At 67.5% G+C, this 16,049-nt stretch carries 17 protein-coding genes; 10 read left to right on the top strand and 7 right to left on the bottom strand.

The genetic code is table 11. The features are described from left to right. Positions 1-311 precede the first annotated feature (311 nt). The 3 genes from BLM15_RS18540 to BLM15_RS18550 all read left to right on the top strand — a co-directional run bounded on the left by BLM15_RS18540 (position 312) and on the right by BLM15_RS18550 (position 4,431). Positions 312-1,283 (top strand): ornithine cyclodeaminase family protein, encoded by a 972-nt coding sequence (locus BLM15_RS18540; RefSeq protein ID WP_126114131.1) that lies wholly within the window; start codon positions 312-314, stop codon positions 1,281-1,283. A gap of 84 nt (positions 1,284-1,367) precedes the next feature. Continuing rightward, positions 1,368-3,023: an acetolactate synthase large subunit gene (locus BLM15_RS18545; protein ID WP_126114132.1), complete on the top strand. Its 1,656-nt coding sequence runs from the start codon at positions 1,368-1,370 to the stop codon at positions 3,021-3,023. Between the two features lie 25 nt (positions 3,024-3,048). Continuing rightward, positions 3,049-4,431, top strand: a complete 1,383-nt coding sequence (locus BLM15_RS18550) for an aldehyde dehydrogenase family protein (RefSeq protein WP_126114133.1) — start codon at positions 3,049-3,051, stop codon at positions 4,429-4,431. An 8-nt stretch (positions 4,432-4,439) separates the two neighbouring features. On the opposite strand, the gene BLM15_RS18555 is transcribed toward BLM15_RS18550, so the two are convergent. Then, entirely contained in the window at positions 4,440-5,063 is a 624-nt protein-coding gene (locus tag BLM15_RS18555; RefSeq protein WP_126114134.1) for an SCO family protein, read from the bottom strand. A gap of 32 nt (positions 5,064-5,095) precedes the next feature. Next, on the bottom strand, positions 5,096-6,154 hold the full coding sequence (locus BLM15_RS18560; protein WP_126114135.1) for a L,D-transpeptidase family protein: 1,059 nt from the start codon (positions 6,152-6,154) through the stop codon (positions 5,096-5,098). Positions 6,155-6,343: 189 nt separating this feature from the next. On the opposite strand from BLM15_RS18560, the gene BLM15_RS18565 reads away from it, so the two are divergent. Continuing rightward, the gene (locus BLM15_RS18565; RefSeq protein WP_126114136.1) at positions 6,344-6,967 is read left to right on the top strand and encodes a DsbA family protein; all 624 of its coding nucleotides are present in this window, start codon (positions 6,344-6,346) and stop codon (positions 6,965-6,967) included. A gap of 7 nt (positions 6,968-6,974) precedes the next feature. Further along, entirely contained in the window at positions 6,975-7,139 is a 165-nt protein-coding gene (locus tag BLM15_RS31410) for a hypothetical protein (RefSeq protein WP_164547569.1), read from the top strand. A gap of 4 nt (positions 7,140-7,143) precedes the next feature. Here the strand turns inward: BLM15_RS31410 and BLM15_RS18570 are convergent, their stop codons facing one another. The 5 genes from BLM15_RS18570 to BLM15_RS18590 are packed head-to-tail and all read right to left on the bottom strand — an operon-like array spanning position 7,144 to position 11,922. Then, complete coding sequence (locus BLM15_RS18570) at positions 7,144-7,446, bottom strand: hypothetical protein (RefSeq protein ID WP_126114137.1); 303 nt, start codon at positions 7,444-7,446, stop codon at positions 7,144-7,146. 40 nt (positions 7,447-7,486) lie between these two features. Next, the gene (locus BLM15_RS18575; protein ID WP_126114138.1) at positions 7,487-8,401 is read right to left on the bottom strand and encodes a cation diffusion facilitator family transporter; all 915 of its coding nucleotides are present in this window, start codon (positions 8,399-8,401) and stop codon (positions 7,487-7,489) included. A 13-nt stretch (positions 8,402-8,414) separates the two neighbouring features. Next, positions 8,415-8,912, bottom strand: coding sequence for a signal peptidase II (gene lspA / locus BLM15_RS18580; protein ID WP_126114139.1), 498 nt, complete (start codon positions 8,910-8,912; stop codon positions 8,415-8,417). Further along, positions 8,909-9,538 (bottom strand): methyltransferase family protein, encoded by a 630-nt coding sequence (locus BLM15_RS18585; protein ID WP_126114140.1) that lies wholly within the window; start codon positions 9,536-9,538, stop codon positions 8,909-8,911. Before BLM15_RS18585 ends, lspA begins: the two co-directional genes overlap by 4 nt. Positions 9,539-9,549: 11 nt before the next feature. Beyond that, entirely contained in the window at positions 9,550-11,922 is a 2,373-nt protein-coding gene (locus BLM15_RS18590) for a heavy metal translocating P-type ATPase (RefSeq protein WP_126114141.1), read from the bottom strand. 115 nt (positions 11,923-12,037) lie between these two features. On the opposite strand from BLM15_RS18590, the gene BLM15_RS18595 reads away from it, so the two are divergent. The 5 genes from BLM15_RS18595 to BLM15_RS18615 all read left to right on the top strand — a co-directional run bounded on the left by BLM15_RS18595 (position 12,038) and on the right by BLM15_RS18615 (position 16,032). Continuing rightward, positions 12,038-12,457, top strand: a complete 420-nt coding sequence (locus BLM15_RS18595) for a MerR family transcriptional regulator (RefSeq protein ID WP_126116253.1) — start codon at positions 12,038-12,040, stop codon at positions 12,455-12,457. Between the two features lie 88 nt (positions 12,458-12,545). Further along, positions 12,546-12,914, top strand: a complete 369-nt coding sequence (locus BLM15_RS18600) for a hypothetical protein (RefSeq protein WP_126114142.1) — start codon at positions 12,546-12,548, stop codon at positions 12,912-12,914. A gap of 177 nt (positions 12,915-13,091) precedes the next feature. Further along, entirely contained in the window at positions 13,092-13,610 is a 519-nt protein-coding gene (locus BLM15_RS18605; protein WP_126114143.1) for a YcnI family copper-binding membrane protein, read from the top strand. A 41-nt stretch (positions 13,611-13,651) separates the two neighbouring features. Next, positions 13,652-15,238 (top strand): copper resistance CopC/CopD family protein, encoded by a 1,587-nt coding sequence (locus BLM15_RS18610; RefSeq protein ID WP_126114144.1) that lies wholly within the window; start codon positions 13,652-13,654, stop codon positions 15,236-15,238. Further along, on the top strand, positions 15,235-16,032 hold the full coding sequence (locus tag BLM15_RS18615) for a DJ-1/PfpI family protein (protein WP_126114145.1): 798 nt from the start codon (positions 15,235-15,237) through the stop codon (positions 16,030-16,032). The genes BLM15_RS18610 and BLM15_RS18615 overlap by 4 nt, the downstream gene beginning before the upstream one ends. Positions 16,033-16,049 lie beyond the last annotated feature (17 nt).

Consider the following 16,049-nt stretch of genomic DNA (forward strand, 5'->3'; position numbering starts at 1 on the left):
CCGCTTTATAGGGGCCACCCGCTCACCCTGTCAACACAGCAGATGAAAGTTTTTCGACAAAAGCGCCTTCCCGCTTGAAGATCACGTAATTTCAATGACTTATCACTTACGCGGCAAAGAGCCTCCGGCAAACTGACCTATACCACCGCCGGATCGCGGCCCCGACCACCTCGCCTCATGGCAGAGCCGCCTAGGTGGGGCGAAAGCCCGGGCCTTGCCCATCGCCTCACCGGTGCTCATACCGAACCGCATGGGCTCCCGGTTACCGGCAGCCCAGTGCTTTTGTGTCCCGTCACGATGCGGTTCGGTCGATGAGCAACTCTCTTCTCTATCTCTCACATCATGATGTGTGCGCCTGCGCGGTGGCTCCAGGCGAGGCACGCGAGGCCGTGCTCGGCGCTTTTCGCGACCATGCCGCCGGTCTGAATCGAAGCCTGCCGAAGAGTGCGCTCGCTCTCGGACCCGGCCACGCGTTCCAGGCGATGACGGCGGCCTCGCAGGCGCAGGCGATCGCCGCGGTGAAATGGGTCGCCTCCGCGCCGACGCAGCCGGGCAGCACCGTGCCGAGCGTGAGCGCGCTGATCTGCGTCAGCGACTATGCAACCGGTACCCCGCTCGCCGTCCTCGCCGGCGATGAGATCACGCTCGTGCGGACCGCAGCCATGTCGGCGGCTGCGGCCTCGCTGCTCGCACCAACTGATGCCCGTACGATCGGCTTCGTCGGCTGCGGCCTGCAGGCCCATGCCCATCTCGCCGCCTTCCATGATCTCTACCCCGGCCTCGCGAGCGCCCTGATGCTGAGCCGCAGCCGCAGCTCGGCCGAGCGCCTGGCCGAGGCTGCTGCCGCTGCGAATGGCCTCGCGACGGAAATCGTCGATGACGCCGATGCGCTCCTCACACGCGCCGACATCGTCATCTCGATGGTCCCGGCAGCGCCGGACCTGCGCCCCTTCCTCGATGCCAGGCGGATGAAGCCGGTCGCCTTCGCCGCAGCGGTCGACACCGGTCGCAGCTGGCTGCCCCAGGCCCTGCCCGCCTTCGACATCCTCGCCACCGACAGCCTCGCCCAGTCGCAGGCGCCCTATGATGTCGATGGGCAGCCGGTGACGAGCGTCCGCTTCGGCCATGATCTCACCACGCTCTCGCAGACGCCGCCTACCGGGGCTGGCGAGAAGCGCTCGCTCTTCTGCTTCCGCGGCTTCGCACTGGCCGATCTTGCGCTGGCGCATCTCGTCCTGGAGAAGGCGCGCGCTGCCGGCATCGGGACCTCCCTGCCCCGATAGCAACCCTGCCATGCGCCGGCTTTCCCTTCGCGCATAGGCAGCCTACCTTTTCGGGTATCGAGGCGTTCCGGATAGGCGATGACGATGACCAAGGGTTCCGATCTTCTGGTGGCCGCACTCGAGAACGAGGGCGTCGACCGCATTTTTGGCGTCCCAGGCGAGGAAAACCTCGACGTCGTCGAGTCGCTGCGGACCTCGAAGATCGAGCTCGTCCTGACCCGGCACGAGCAGGCCGCCGCCTTCATGGCGGCGACGCATGGGCGGCTGACCGGCAGGCCGGGCGTCTGCATCGCGACGCTCGGGCCCGGCGCGCTCAACTTCTCGACCGGCGCGGCCTATGCCCATCTCGGCGCCATGCCGATGATCCTGATCACCGGGCAGAAGGCGATCATGAGTGCCAAGCAGGCGCGCTTCCAGATCGTCGACGTCGTCGCCTCGATGAAGCCTCTGACCAAGATGACCCGGCAGATCGTCAGCGCCGCCAGCATCCCGGCGGTGGTGCGCGACGCCTTCCGCGTCGCGATGGAGGAGCGGCCCGGCCCGGTCCATCTCGAACTGCCGGAGGACATCGCCGGCGAGGAGGTCGCCGATGTGCCGCTGATCCCGGTGCATCCGCTGGAACAGCCGATCGCAAATCCGCAAGCGATCGCCCGGGCGGCAGAGATGATCCTGGCGGCCAAGCGGCCACTGGTGATGATCGGCGCCGCCGGCAACCGGCCGCGGCTGATCGAGCCGCTCTCCGATTTCGTGCGGCGGGTGAAGCTGCCCTTCTTCAACACCCAGATGGGCAAGGGCGCAGTCACCGGCGGCTCGAACCTCTATATGGGCACCGCTGCCCTGTCCGAAGGCGACTATGTCCATCAGGCGATCGACCGGGCCGACCTGATCATCGCGATCGGCCACGACACGATCGAGAAGCCGCCGTTCCTGATGAAGAGCGCCGGCGGGCCGAAGGTGATCCATGTCGGCTATCAGTCGGCGACGGTCGAGCAGGTCTACCACCCCGATGCCGAGGTGATCGGCGACATCGGCGCAACGGTCGCGGCCTTGGCCGAGCGGCTTGGCGGCCGGCTCGAAGCCGATCCGGTCATGCTGGATTTGCGCCAGAGGATTCTCGCCCATCTCAACGACCGCTCCGAGGAGGATCGCTTCCCGGTCACGCCGCAGCGCATCGTTCACGACATCCGCGCGGTGATGCCGGAAGACGGCATGGTCTGCCTCGACAACGGCATGTACAAGATCTGGTTCGCGCGGAACTACCGCACCCATGTCGCCAACACGCTGCTGCTCGACAATGCGCTGGCGACGATGGGCGCCGGCCTGCCCTCGGCGATGATGGCGGCGATGCTGCATCCCAAGCGCCGGGTCATGGCGGTCTGCGGCGATGGCGGCTTCATGATGAACAGCCAGGAGATGGAGACCGCAGTTCGCCTCGGCCTCAACCTTGTCGTCGTCGTCCTCAACGACAATGCCTATGGCATGATCCGCTGGAAGCAGGCGGTCGACGGCTTCGCCGATTACGGCATGAGCTTCGGCAATCCCGATTTCGTTCGCTATGCGCAGGCCTATGGCGCCAAGGGTTCACGCGTCGGCTCTGCCGCCGAGCTCGTGCCGACGCTGGAAGCCGCCTTTGCCGGCGGGGGCGTCCATCTCGTCGAGATTCCGATCGATTACTCGGAGAATACGCGCGTCCTCGTTGAGGAGCTGCGCAACAAGACGCCGGATATCGAACTGGCCTGATACGGACCAAGCGAAGGAGCTCATCATGCTGCAGGTCGTGCAGGCCTATGATCGCGCGCCGATCGAGGAGATCGCCACTGATGATGCCGCAGCGCTCGAAGCCAAGCTCGCGGCGGCCGACAAGGTCTTCCGCGATCGCGGCAACTGGCTGAAACCGCATGAGCGGATCGCGATCCTGCGCAAGCTCGCCGAATTGCTGTCGGCCAAACGCGACCATTTCGCCCGCCAGATCGCGCGCGAAGGCGGCAAGCCGCTGACCGATGCAATCATCGAGACGACGCGCGCCATCGACGGCGTCCATAACGCCGCCGACGAACTCCGGAACTTCGCCGGGCGCGAGATCCCGATGGGGCTGACGCCGGCCGCGGCCGGGCGCTGGGCCTTCACCACCAAGGAGCCGATCGGCATCGTCGCGGCGATCTCAGCCTTCAACCACCCGCTCAACCTGATCGTCCATCAGGTCGCGCCGGCGATCGCCGTCGGTTGCCCGGTGATCATCAAGCCGGCGAGCACGACACCGCTTTGCTGCCGCGACTTCATCGCGCTGGTGCACGAGGCCGGCCTGCCGGAGGCCTGGTGCCAGATGTTCCTGCCGGAGACCAATGAGCTCGCCGAAAAGCTCGTGACCGACCGGCGCATCGCCTTCCTCAGCTTCATCGGCTCGGCCAAGGTCGGTTGGTACCTGCATTCTAAGCTGGCGCATGGCGCGCGCTCGGCGCTGGAGCATGGCGGGGCGGCGCCGGCGATCGTCGACCGCAGTGCCGATCTCGAGCGAATCATCGAGCCGTTGGTCAAGGGCGGCTACTACCATGCCGGCCAGGTCTGCGTGTCGACGCAGCGCATCTACGTGCATGAGGAAATCGCCGACGCCTTCACCGAGCGACTGGTGGCGCGCGTCGCCAAGTTGCGCACGGGCGATCCCGTGCTGAAGGAGACCGAGGTCGGCCCGCTGATCCTGCCCAAGGAGGCCGACCGGGTCGCAAGCTGGATCGACGAAGCCGTCAAGGGCGGAGCCAAGCTCGCGCTCGGCGGCAAGCGGCTGTCCAAGACGACGCTGGAGCCGGCGGTGCTGCTCGATCCTGCCGCCGACGCCAAGGTCTCGCAGCTCGAGGTCTTCGGCCCGTTGGTCTGTGTCTATCGCTACAGCAAGCTCGACGAGGCCATCGCCCGGGCCAATTCGCTCAATGTCGCCTTCCAGGCCAGCGTCTTCGCGCAGGATATCGACGTTGCGCTGCGCGCCGCCGAGCGGCTCGATGCCTCGGCGGTGATGGTCAACGACCCGACCGCCTTCCGCACCGACTGGATGCCCTTCGCCGGACGCAAGGAGTCCGGCTACGGCACCGGTGGCATCCCCTACACCATGCGCGACATGACACAGGAGAAGATGATCCTGATGAACCGGCGCTGAGGCAGCCCTCAGCGCTTCAGCAGCAGCTTGACCTTCGCCAGCGCCGAAGCCTGCTCCTCATGGTAGTCGATCAGGCTGCGGAAGCGGCCTTCCGCGTCCATCAGATAGACCGAGGCGGTGTGGTCCATGGTGTAGCCATCCGTGGTCGGGAGCCGCTTGGCATAGGCCTTGTAGGCCTTCAGCGCCGCATCGACCTCGGCCTGCGTGCCGGAAAGCCCGACGATGCGCGGATCAAAGGATTGCAGGTAGAGCGCCAATTGCGCCGGCGTGTCGCGCTCGGGATCGACGGTGACGAACAGCACATTGAGCTTGTCCGCCTCGGCGCCGAGCTTGCCGAGCAGAGTGGTGAGCTCGAACAGCGTGGTCGGGCAGACCTCGGGGCAATGGGTGAAGCCGAAGAAGACCAGCGTCGGCTTGCCGAGATAATCGGCTTGCGTGACCTTGCGGCCGGTATGGTCGGTCGATGTGAAGGACCCGCCGACATCGGCCAGCGGGGTCGACACGGCGGCGCCGGAGCCCGGCCGGCCGGGCCCGTCGACGCGCCACCAGCCGAGCGTGATTGCGCCCACGACGAAAGCGACGAGGGCGATCGCGGCCCAGGCGCCGTAACGAATGATCTTGAGGATTGGCATGGCGCTATGTCTGGCCGCCGGCTTGCCCGGCGTCAACGCGACAAGATCGACCCGGTCGCCGTCGCCTGCTGCGGCTCATCGTCGCCACCGCCATAGGGATCGGCCAATGCGGCCTGGGGCGCACTGATCTCGACCTTACCGGCGACCATGGGCTGCATCCGCTCCGGCCCGATATTGCGCAGGAGCTTGCGGAAGCTCTGATGCATGCCGCCATCCATCAGCGCATAGCTCATCGCCGGCAGGCTGCCGGCGAGCTCGGCGATGCGGGCCTGATCGCGTTCGTTGCGGGCCGCGACCAGCGGCTCGACCTCGGGATCCGCCTGATAGGCCGGGCACGGCGCGCCGGGGACGAAAGCGGAGGCATCGCCCGCCGGATTGAAGACGTAGCGCCCACCGCAGGTCGCGAGCCTGGGCGGCTGGCGCGTCGCCTCGAAATGATCCGAGCCTTCCTTGAGATTGCGCCAGAAGGCGATGTTCGGATTGCTGCGATGGCGCGCCAGGTTCTCCGGCGTCATCCGGAAGGGGAAGGCCTGGACCTGGAAGCTGCGCTGCCCGCCGGCGAAGGCCTCGCGCGCCATCCCGTAGAGCTCGGTGACGCCGTCATCGGTCATGGCGTAACAGCCAGCCGAGGTGCAGGCGCCATGGATCATCAGGGCTGAGCCGGTATAGCCCTGCGCCTTCTCCAGCGCGTTCGGATAGCCGAGATTATAGGAGAGGTAGTACGCCGACTTCGGGTTCATCAGCTCAGGCGTCACCGTATAGAAGCCCTCCGGAGCCTGCCGGTCGCCCTCGCGCTTCTTCGGGCCGAGCTGGCCGGACCAGCGGCACATCGGGTAGGTCTTGAGCAGGGCATATTGGCCGGAGCGGTCACGCTTCCAGACTTCGAGCTCGCTCTCTTTCTTATAGAGGCGCACGACGATCGGGTCGGCCTGGCTCATGCCCTTGGCGGACATCTGCGAGACGAGTGCGGCCGGCAATGGCTGGTTGCCGCGACCATCACCTTCCATCCCGACACAGGACGACAGTGCAATGGCGGCGACGCCGAGCAGCGCGAAGCGCCGGAGACGCTGGAAAAGAGAGCGATCGGACATGGCTAAAATTATCGGCGTCTGGCGCTAACGACTCGTGAACGGGTTTGAACCCGCGCGACCCTGCAACCTCAGGCCGGTCGAGGTTCAATTGACGTTTTCGTGAACGGCCTTCCCGGGATCGCCCGCCCTCGCCGCTTGAAGCTCAGGTGGCTTCAGGTCGCAGAAGGGTGGCGAAAGGGGAATCACGCCATGCTCGACCGCCGCTTTGTCATCCAATCGCTCACCCTCGGCCTCGCCGGCTCGCTCTCCGTGCCGGCTCTCGCCCAGGCGCCGACCGCCCTGCTCGACCCCGGCCCGCTGCCGGAACAGGTCTTCGGCGCGGCGGAAGCGCCGGTGACGGTGATCGAATACGCCTCGCTCACCTGCCATCATTGCATGAACTTCCACATGAAGACCTGGCCAGAGCTCAAGGCGAAATATGTCGACACCGGCAAGGTGCGCTTCATCATCCGCGAATTCCCGCTCGACCCGCTGGCGATGGCCGGCTTCATGCTCGCCCGCTGCGCCGGCGAGGACAAATGGTATCCGGTCGTCGACATGTTCTACCGGACGCAGGAAGGCTGGGCCCATTCCGACAAGCCGCTGGACGGGCTGACCCAGGCGATGCGCCAGGCCGGCATGGGCAAGGATGGCGTCGAGGCCTGCCTGAAGCGCGAGGACATCTATCAGGGCATCAGGCAGGTCTCCGAGCGCGCAAAAGGCTTCGGCGTCGAGTCGACACCGACGTTCTTCGTCAACGGCAAGAAGGAGGTCGGCGCGCTCTCGCTCGCGCAGTTCGACGCGATCCTGGCGCCGCTGCTGGCCGGGCGCTGACCCCACCATGACGAGATCGCGAAACGCCGCGCTCGCGGCCTCCCTGACAGCATTGGCGATCCTGTTCTACGCCGTCACCGTCGTGCGGATGCGCGAGAGCGAGGATCGCCGGCACCTGAACGATCCAAAGGCGCATTCGGCGCCGGCAGAACCTGTCGGCCCGAAGCCCTGAAGCGTCAGGCCGAGCGGCCGATCGCGCGCTTGGCCGTCTCGACCGCGCCGGAGCACTGCGGCGCGATCTCGACCAGCACGACATCCGGGCTCGCCATCCCGGTCCAGAAGCGAACGACCTGGACGGCGGCCCAGCCCGGATTCTCACCGACGCGCGAGACGATTGCCGGTGTCGCGCTGCGAGCGCAGGCGACGACCTTCTCGGCGCTGTCGCGCGGGATGCCGAGGGTCGAGAGCTGGCTGGTGATGGCCCCCTGGATCGGATCGAGGATGAGGAGCGAGACCAGGGCGGCGATGAACGATTCCATGGGTCGGCTTTCAGCTGTGCCTGTGTCGGAATTGCGGTGACTAGAGGCGCTGCTCGTGACCATCGGTCCGGCGGATCGCCTCGTCCTCGATCTGGATCGTGGTGTGCTTCAAACCGAACTCTTCGGCGAGCAGCCGGTTGGCCGCGACGAGCGTCTCCCGAGCCTGCGCCATGTCGGCAACGACAATATGCGCGCTCATCGCATCGAGGCCCGATGTCAGCGTCCAGACATGCAGGTCATGGACGGCGCTGACGCCGGGCAGCGCCAGCAGCGATTTCTCCAAGAGGGCGATATCGACCTCCGGCGGCGTGCCTTCCATCAGGATATGGACCGCCTGCTTCAGCAGTATCCAGGTCCGCGGCACGATGAACAGGCCGATGCCGGCGCCGACGATCGGGTCGGCGAGCGTCCAGCCGGTCGCCATAACAATCACGGCCGCGATGATGACGCCGAGCGAGCCGAGCATGTCGCTCAGCACCTCGAAATAGGCGCCCTTGACGTTGAGGCTCTCGGAGGAACCGCCGGCGAGCAGCTTCATGCTGATCAGGTTGACGATCAGCCCGACGACCGCGACGGCGAGCATCGGCCCGCCAAGGATGGGCGGCGGGTTCTGGAAGCGCTCATAGGCCTCGTAGAGGATGTAGAGCGTCAGCAGCAGCAGGACGACGGCGTTGGCGAGCGCCGACAATATCTCCATGCGGACATAGCCATAGGTTCGCTGCGGCGTCGCCGGCTTCTCGGCGAAGCGGATCGCGACCAGTGCCAAAGCAAGACCGCCGGCATCGGTCAGCATGTGCGCCGCGTCGGCCAGCAGCGCGAGACTGCCGGTCCACAGGCCGCCGATCGCCTCGGCGAGCATGAAGGCGAAGGTCAGGCCGAAGGCCATGGCGAGCCGTGACTTGTGCCGGCCCGCCGCTGTGCCGGCGCTGCCGCCATGCGAATGTCCAGCACCCATTACGATGCTCCGTTCATGTGGGGGCTCGGTCCGGCGTTCGGTTCATGACCGGCAGGGTCGCCAGAAGCATCAGCACCACGCCGAAGGTCAGCGCGATGTCGGCGCCGTTGAAGGTCGGCCAATGCCAGTCACCCCAATGCAGGTCGAGGAAATCGGTGACCGCGCCCTGACGCCAGCGATCGAGCGCATTGCCGAAGGCACCGCCCGCCATCAGCGCCAGGCCGATGCGTTCGAGCCGGTGGCCAGCGAATGCCGCCCAGGCCAGCAGGCCAAAGCCGGCCGCGAACTTGAACAGCCCGAGCAGACCCGGCCAGGCTTCGAGCGTATCCCGGAACAGGCCGAAGCTGACGCCCGTATTGAAGCCGAGGCGCAAATTGAGAAACGGCGTGAGCTCGATCAGCTGCGGCGGGTTGAGCACGATCTCGAGCATCAGCCATTTGCTGGCCTGATCGAGCCCGAAAGCGGCGAGCGCAACCGCAGTTGCGGAAGCAAGCCTGCGCGACCAGCTCATGCCACCTCTCCCACTGCGCGGCCGCTGACGCCGAGCCAGCGCCGGACACGGGTCTTGTAAGCGAGATAGGGCCGGCCGAGCGAGGCGGCGAGCACGCGCTCCTCGATCGCGACCTGCAGCCTGATCGCAATCAGCAGCGCCAATGTCAGCGCCGCCTGCACCAGGCTCGGGAGGACGATGAAAAGGCCGATGAAGAGCAGGGCCTGGCCGACAAAGACCGGGTTGCGCGAGATCGCGAAAGGTCCGCTGTCGACGATCGCGCCCTGCTCGCCCTCGGCCGCGCCGATGCGCCAGGAGGCACCCATATAGCGCTGCGACAACAGCGCGATGCAGGCGCCGATGACGACGAGGAGATGGCCAAGGACATCGAACCAGGGGCCGTCGAGGGCGGCAGCCAGCGGATCGCCTTTCACGGGATTGCCGAAGGCGGCGAGCCAGAGCGGCCAGAGCACGGCGCCGGCGAAGGCGAGGCGGAAGAGCAGCGCCGGCAGCCTCTGCTTCTCCTTGCCCTTGCCGAACAGCCAGACCAGACGGCCTGCCTCCTTCGCCAGGATCGCCGACATGGCGAGGAAGCTGACGACGTAAACGACGGCCATCAGATAGCTGGCGATCTCCATGCCGGACATGGGAGGCCTCCTCAGCCGGTCTTGTCGGCGTTGAAGCGCAGCAGGCGCAGCGCGTTCGCTGTGACCAGCACGGTCGCGCCGGTATCGGCGAGAATCGCGACCCAGAGACCGGTGTAGCCGAGCACGCTGGTCACGAGGAACACCGCCTTCAGGCCGAGCGCGATCGCGATATTAGCGCGGATGTTGCCCATCGCCGCCCGGGCCAGCCGGATCATCGCGGCGATGTCACGCACCCGGCTCTTCAGCACCGCACCGTCTGCGGTCTCGAGCGCGACATCGGTGCCCGAGCCCATGGCGACGCCGATATTGGCGGCGGCCAGCGCCGGGGCGTCGTTGATGCCGTCGCCGACCATCATCACCGGCGCCTCGCGCGCGAGTTCCTTGATGGCGCTGACCTTGTCGTCCGGCATCAATTCGGCCTTGTGCTCCAGACCAAGCGAGCCGGCGATAGCGGCACCGGTGCGGGCATTGTCGCCGGTCAACATCACCGAGCGGACGCCGAGCGCCTTGAGCTCGGCGATGGCGGCGGCGGCATCCTCGCGCGGCTCGTCGCGCAGGGCGATCAGGCCGGCGAGCGCGCCATCGGCGATGACCGCGGCGACGGTCTTGCCGGCGGTTTCAAGCCGCTCGACTGCCTCCAGCGCGGCTGCATCGAAGCTGGCGCGATCCCTGGCGTGGCGCGGCGCGCCGACGAAGATGTCGACCCCGTCGAGCGAGCCCGTCACGCCTTTGCCGGCAAGCGCCCCGGCATTGGCTGCCGGCCGCACCGGGATCGCATGTGCCTTGGCGCGGGCGATGATCGCCAATGCCAGCGGATGGCTGGAGCCGGTCTCGACGGCAGCGGCGAGCTCGACGACCTTGCGCTCATCGCGGCCGAGCGCGACGATTTCGGTGACGCGCGGCTCGCCCGCGGTCAGCGTTCCCGTCTTGTCGAAGGCGACGACGCCGGTGCGGGCGGCAGCCTCGATCACCACGCCGCCCTTGAGCAGCAAGCCCTGGCGCGCGCCGGTCGAGAGCGCCGCCGCGATCGAGGCCGGCACCGAGATGACCAGCGCGCAGGGGCAACCGATCAGCAGCAGCGCCAGCGCCCGGTAGATCCAGACCGACCAGTCGGCGCCGAAGGCGAGCGGCGGCACCAGCGCGACCAGGATGGCGAGGCCGACGATCGCCGGCATGTAGATGCGCGAGAAGCGGTCGATGAAGCGCTCGGTCGGTGCGCGCGCCTCCTGGGCTTCCTCGACCAAGCGGATGATGCGGGCAATCGTATTGTCCTGCGCCGCCTTTTCGACGCGCACGCGCAAAGCCGCCTCGCGATTGACCGAGCCGGCATAGACGGAATCGCCGACGCCCTTGGTCTTCGGCACGGATTCGCCGGTGACCGGGCTCTCGTCGATGCCGGAGACGCCGTCGCTGATCGCACCGTCGGCGGGAATGCGATCGCCCGGGCGCACCAGTACGATCTGACCGACCTTCAGCTGGGCGGCATCGACCTGGCGGGTCTCGCCATTCTCCTCGACCAGCGCCGTCTTCGGCACGAGATCGCCCAGCGCCCGGATCGAGGCGCGGGCGCGGTCGGCCGCAACGCCTTCCAGCACCTCGCCGACGGCGAAGAGGAAGACGACCAGCGCCGCCTCCTCAGCCGCACCGATGACGAGCGCGCCGGTCGCAGCGATCGTCATCAGCATCTCGATGGTGAAGGGCTGGCCGACGGCAGCCGCGGCGAAAGCGCGCCGCGCCACCGGCACCACGCCGATCACACAGGCCGCGACGAAGACCCAATAGGCGGCCGCTTCAGATACAGCGAGCTTGGAAAGCCAGGCGCTGGCGAGCAGCGCGCCGGTCAGCAGAACGAGCCTGCCCTTGCCGGTCTGGTACCAGGCGACGCCGTCCGGCGTCGGCTCATGGACATGGCCGGGCAGGCCGTGACCATGGTCGGTGGCGGCCGGCTTGGCCTTGCCGTGACCATGGTCATCATGGCCGTGATCGTGCTCGTGGTCATGGTGATGATCGTGCCCGCCGCAGCTCGCATGATCATGGGCGTGATCGTGATCATGCTTAACCGCGTGGCCATGCGCCTTGCTCGCCGACCCGTGATCGTGGCTACAGCCGCAGCTTGACGCCGGCTCTGGAGCCGCCGCCCGCGGCGCGCTGGCCTGCGTCGTCGTATAGCCGAGGCTGGCGACGCGCTTTTCGATAGCGTCGCGCCGGGTCCGGCTCTCGTCGAGGGCAAGTGTCAGCGTCTCCGACATCACCGAGAGCCGGACATCGGAGACGCCGGGCAGGCGCTCGACCGCGCCGCGAATCTTCGCCGCGCAACTTGCGCAATCCATGCCGCCGACCTTCCAGGACAGCGTTTCCGTTTCGGTTTTGGCGGCAGTGGCCATCGGCGTCTCCGCTTGACAGCGTTGCGGGACCACCTACCTACAACCTGTAGCCACTACAGCTTCAAGAGGGAAAATCATGCAGCCGGCGAAAACCTTCGCAAAGGCCCTCGAACGCGTGGTGCCGATCGGGATGCTGGCGGAGCGCACCGGCGTCAAGGTCGAGACCATCCGCTATTACGAGCAGGTCGGCCTGCTGCCGGAGCCCGAGCGCTCCGAAGGCAACCAGCGCCGCTATGGCCGCGCTCATGTCGAGCGGCTCGCCTTCATCAAGCATGCGCGCGATCTTGGCTTCGCGGTCGAGAGCATCCGCACTCTGCTGCGGCTTTCGGACACACCCGGCATGGCCTGCGACGAAGCCCATGCGATCGCGGCCGAGCATCTCGACGAGGTCCGCGACAAGATCGCGCGGTTGCGCTCGCTCGAAGCGGAACTCGCCCGGATCGCAACGGTTTGCTCGGGCGGCGTCGCCGCAAGCGACTGCGCCGTGATCGAAGCGCTGGCCGACCATAGCCATTGCGAGCACCACGGCCACTGAGACACTGACGCAAATTGACCCTGCCGGCAGCCATGCTATCGAAACGGCTGGAGGGCCGATTTTGTCCGCAGGGCGCCGTAAAGCAGGGATGAGACGCTGGGTCGCGCTGGCCGCGGCCTATCTCGTCGTGCTGCAGGCTGTCTTCGCAGGTCTCGCCTCCGGCGCTAATGCGGCGAGCTTCAGCCTCGACCGCTCGCTGGCGATGACGCTCTGCGCCGGCGGCGACATGCCGATAGGGCAGAGCGATGGTGCCGCGGCGACGCACGAGCTGATGACCTGCTGCATGCTCGGCTGCGCCTTCACTGGTGCTGGCGCGCCGGCGGCCCCGACCAACTCCCTGCCGGTCGTCCACCGCGCCGTCGATCTCGTCGCCTTCCAACGCCGGCTCGACCTGCCATCCGGCTTCATCGCCGGCCGCTCCCCGGCCAATCCGCGCGCACCGCCCGCCGGCCTCTGAACGGGACTGGCCTGCGCGCTCCGTCGCGCCACCAGCTTCTCTCTGACGGCCGTTAGTGGCCTCCCCCCATCCCATTCGCTCGCGACGGCAAAGCTGCCAGCGCGCTCATTCGAACCAATGCCGCCTCCGCGCGGCTGTGCCGGTCATCCCGGCGCCCATTCCGTAAGGATTCCCACGATGAAATCGCTTTCGCTTGCCGCCCTCGTCGCGGCTTTCGCTGCCGGCCCGGCCTTCGCCCATGTCACGCTCGAGACCCAGCAGGCCCCGGTCGGCTCGACCTACAAGGCGGTGCTGCGCGTGCCGCATGGCTGCAAGGGCGCGGCCACGACCAAGGTCCGCGTCCGCATCCCCGAGGGCGTTATCGCGGTCAAGCCGATGCCCAAGCCCGGCTGGACGCTCGAAACCACCAAGGGCAAGTACGAGAAGCCTTACGACTATTACGGCACGCCGACGGCTGAGGGTGTCACGGAGGTCAGCTGGAGCGGCGGCAAGCTGCTCGACGAGCACTATGACGAGTTCGTCCTGCGCGGCTACCTCACCGCCGACCTCAAGCCGGAGACCATGCTCTACGTGCCGGTGGTGCAGGAATGCGAGGGCGGTGCGGTCGAGCGCTGGATCGAGATCCCGGCAGCCGGCAAGTCGGCTGACGATTACAAGTTCCCGGCGCCCGGCCTGAAGCTCCTGTCGAAGAAGTGAGCAAGCGCGGCCGGGTTTTTCCGCCCGGCCGCCTTACCGCCATGACCCGACAGCTCTGCCTCCTCCTCATCCTGCTCGGCCTCGCCATCGCCTCGCTCGCGACGGCGGGGCAGGCGCTGGCGCATGCCGCCTTGACGAAGACCGTTCCGGCCGACGGCGCGGTCGTCGCCGGCGCGCCCGGCGAATTCAGCCTGAGCTTTAGCGAACCGGTCTCGCCGCTGGTGCTGAAGTTGATCGGACCAGACGGAACCGCACGGTCACTCGGGCGCTTCACGCTCTCGGACCGGACGCTTTCGATCGCGCCACCCGCCGATCTCGGCCAAGGCACGCATGTACTGAGCTGGCGCGTCATCTCGGAGGACGGCCATCCGGTCGGTGGCTCGGTGGTGTTCTCGATCGGCGCGCCCAGCGCTGCTCCGGTCGTGACGACGCAAAGCGAACCGGCCGTGCGCTTCATGCTCTGGCTCGCCAAGCTCGGGCTCTATCTCGGCCTTGCCTTCGGCATTGGCGGCGCCGCCTTCATCGTCTGGGTCGCGCCTTTGCCCGCGGCTGCGCGACGGCCGATTGCAGGCTTCCTCGCGCTTGGCCTCATTTCCTTGCCGGTAGCGCTCGCGGCGCAGGGGCTCGATGCGCTGGCGCTTCCGCCCTCCGGCGCCTTGCAAGCGCCCGTCTGGCAAGCGGCCGCAGCAAGCAGCTTCGGCCGCACCGCTCTGGTCGCGACACTGGCCCTGCTCGCAGCGCTCGCGGCCTTGGTCGCGCCCGGCGCGATCGGCCGCATGCTGGCGCTCGCCGGCTGGTTCGGCCTCGGCCTCGCCCTTGCGGCCAGCGGCCATGCCAGCGCAGCCGCGCCGCAGTTATTGATGCGCCCGGCAGTCTTCCTGCACGCTGTCGCCCTCACCGGCTGGGCCGGTGCGCTGATGCCCCTCGCCTTCGCGCTGCGCGAGCCTGCGGGCGCGGTTGCGCTGACGCGGTTCTCCGCACGCATCCCGTATCTGCTGATCGTGCTCCTGCTTAGCGGCCTGGTCCTCGCCATCGTGCAGGTCGAGCGACCGCAGGCTCTGCTCGAAACCGCCTATGGCAACGTCCTCCTCGCCAAGCTCGGCCTCGTCGCGGTCCTGCTTGGGCTTGCGAGCTTCAATCGCTACCGGCTGACGACAAAGGCCGCAGCGGGGCAAATTGCCGGAGCGCAGCAGCTGCGCCGGGTCGTTGCCGCCGAGATGGTCGTTGTGCTCGTCATCCTCGGCACAGCCGCGCTCTGGCGCTTCACGCCGCCGCCCCGCGCGCTCATCGCGGCCGCGGCGCAGCCGGCGAGCGTCCATATCCACACCGAGAAGGCGATGGCCGATGTCAGCGTGACGCCGGGCCGGGTTGGCCCCGTGACGATCACCGTCTCGCTGCTCAATGGCGAGTTCGGCCCGCTCGCGGCGAAGGAACTGCGGCTTACCCTGTCGCGGCCGGAGGCCGGCATCGAGCCGATCGAGCGGCAGGCCACGAGGCAGGCGGACGGCAGCTGGCAGGTCGGCGATCTGACGCTTCCCCTCGCCGGCCGCTGGACCGTCGAGCTCGAAATCCTGGTCTCGGATTTCGAGATGACCCGCCTCAAGGAGACCGTGGAGATCAGGCCATGACAGGTGACATCACACGACGCGACTGGACGGGCTTGGCGGCGGCCGGCGCGCTGTCGGGATTGCTCGCCGGGCTTCCACAAACCACGCTGGCTCAGCCTGCAGGCACGAGTGCTCCTCGGATCGCCATGCTGGTGCATCCCGACATGGTGATGCTCGATCTGATCGGGCCGCTCACCGTGTTCTCGCTGCTACGGGCGGAATTGCATCTGGTCTGGAAGGACCGGCAGCCGGTCGCGAACGATCTCGGGCTGCCGGTCACGCCGAGCACGAGCTATGCCGATTGCCCGGAAGAGCTCGATGTCCTGTTCATCCCGGGCGGGCTGAAGGGCAGCGTCGCGCTGATGGACGATGCGCAGACGCTCGCCTTCCTCGCTGATCGCGGTGCGCGTGCCCGCTATGTGACTGCGGTCTGCACGGGGGCGCTGGTGCTCGCCGCCGCCGGGCTGCTCAAGGGCTATCGCGCAACCGGCCACTGGTACATTCGCGACCTGCTGGCGCTGATGGGCGCGAGCGTCGAGCACAGCCGCGTCGTCACTGACCGCAACCGCATCACCGGTGGCGGCGTCACGGCCGGGATCGATTTCGGCCTGACGGTCGCTGCCAAGCTGCGCGACGAGGAGACCGCCCGCCTGATCCAGCTCGTGCTGGAATATGATCCGCAACCGCCTTTCGACGCCGGCTCGCCCGAGCGCGCCGGCGCCAAGCTGACCAACGATGTGCTGGCGCGGCGCAAGCCCCTGATCGACGCCGCCCGGCGCAATGCCGAACTCGCCAGGACCCGCCTCTCCCTTTGATCACGCAAGGAGCTTCG

Origin of the sequence: Bosea sp. Tri-49 (assembly GCF_003952665.1) — a bacterium.
In the GTDB taxonomy this organism is placed as follows: Bacteria; Pseudomonadota; Alphaproteobacteria; order Rhizobiales; family Beijerinckiaceae; genus Allobosea.

What these genes read in the sequence shown, in the direction of transcription:
- BLM15_RS18540 (WP_126114131.1), top strand. Translation starts at nt 312, where the DNA reads ATGAGCAACTCTCTTCTCTATCTCTCACATCATGATGTGTGCGCCTGC.
- BLM15_RS18545 (WP_126114132.1), top strand. Translation starts at nt 1,368, where the DNA reads ATGACCAAGGGTTCCGATCTTCTGGTGGCCGCACTCGAGAACGAGGGC.
- BLM15_RS18550 (WP_126114133.1), top strand. Translation starts at nt 3,049, where the DNA reads ATGCTGCAGGTCGTGCAGGCCTATGATCGCGCGCCGATCGAGGAGATC.
- BLM15_RS18555 (WP_126114134.1), bottom strand. Translation starts at nt 5,063, where the DNA reads ATGCCAATCCTCAAGATCATTCGTTACGGCGCCTGGGCCGCGATCGCC.
- BLM15_RS18560 (WP_126114135.1), bottom strand. Translation starts at nt 6,154, where the DNA reads ATGTCCGATCGCTCTCTTTTCCAGCGTCTCCGGCGCTTCGCGCTGCTC.
- BLM15_RS18565 (WP_126114136.1), top strand. Translation starts at nt 6,344, where the DNA reads ATGCTCGACCGCCGCTTTGTCATCCAATCGCTCACCCTCGGCCTCGCC.
- BLM15_RS31410 (WP_164547569.1), top strand. Translation starts at nt 6,975, where the DNA reads ATGACGAGATCGCGAAACGCCGCGCTCGCGGCCTCCCTGACAGCATTG.
- BLM15_RS18570 (WP_126114137.1), bottom strand. Translation starts at nt 7,446, where the DNA reads ATGGAATCGTTCATCGCCGCCCTGGTCTCGCTCCTCATCCTCGATCCG.
- BLM15_RS18575 (WP_126114138.1), bottom strand. Translation starts at nt 8,401, where the DNA reads ATGGGTGCTGGACATTCGCATGGCGGCAGCGCCGGCACAGCGGCGGGC.
- lspA (WP_126114139.1), bottom strand. Translation starts at nt 8,912, where the DNA reads ATGAGCTGGTCGCGCAGGCTTGCTTCCGCAACTGCGGTTGCGCTCGCC.
- BLM15_RS18585 (WP_126114140.1), bottom strand. Translation starts at nt 9,538, where the DNA reads ATGTCCGGCATGGAGATCGCCAGCTATCTGATGGCCGTCGTTTACGTC.
- BLM15_RS18590 (WP_126114141.1), bottom strand. Translation starts at nt 11,922, where the DNA reads ATGGCCACTGCCGCCAAAACCGAAACGGAAACGCTGTCCTGGAAGGTC.
- BLM15_RS18600 (WP_126114142.1), top strand. Translation starts at nt 12,546, where the DNA reads ATGAGACGCTGGGTCGCGCTGGCCGCGGCCTATCTCGTCGTGCTGCAG.
- BLM15_RS18605 (WP_126114143.1), top strand. Translation starts at nt 13,092, where the DNA reads ATGAAATCGCTTTCGCTTGCCGCCCTCGTCGCGGCTTTCGCTGCCGGC.
- BLM15_RS18610 (WP_126114144.1), top strand. Translation starts at nt 13,652, where the DNA reads ATGACCCGACAGCTCTGCCTCCTCCTCATCCTGCTCGGCCTCGCCATC.
- BLM15_RS18615 (WP_126114145.1), top strand. Translation starts at nt 15,235, where the DNA reads ATGACAGGTGACATCACACGACGCGACTGGACGGGCTTGGCGGCGGCC.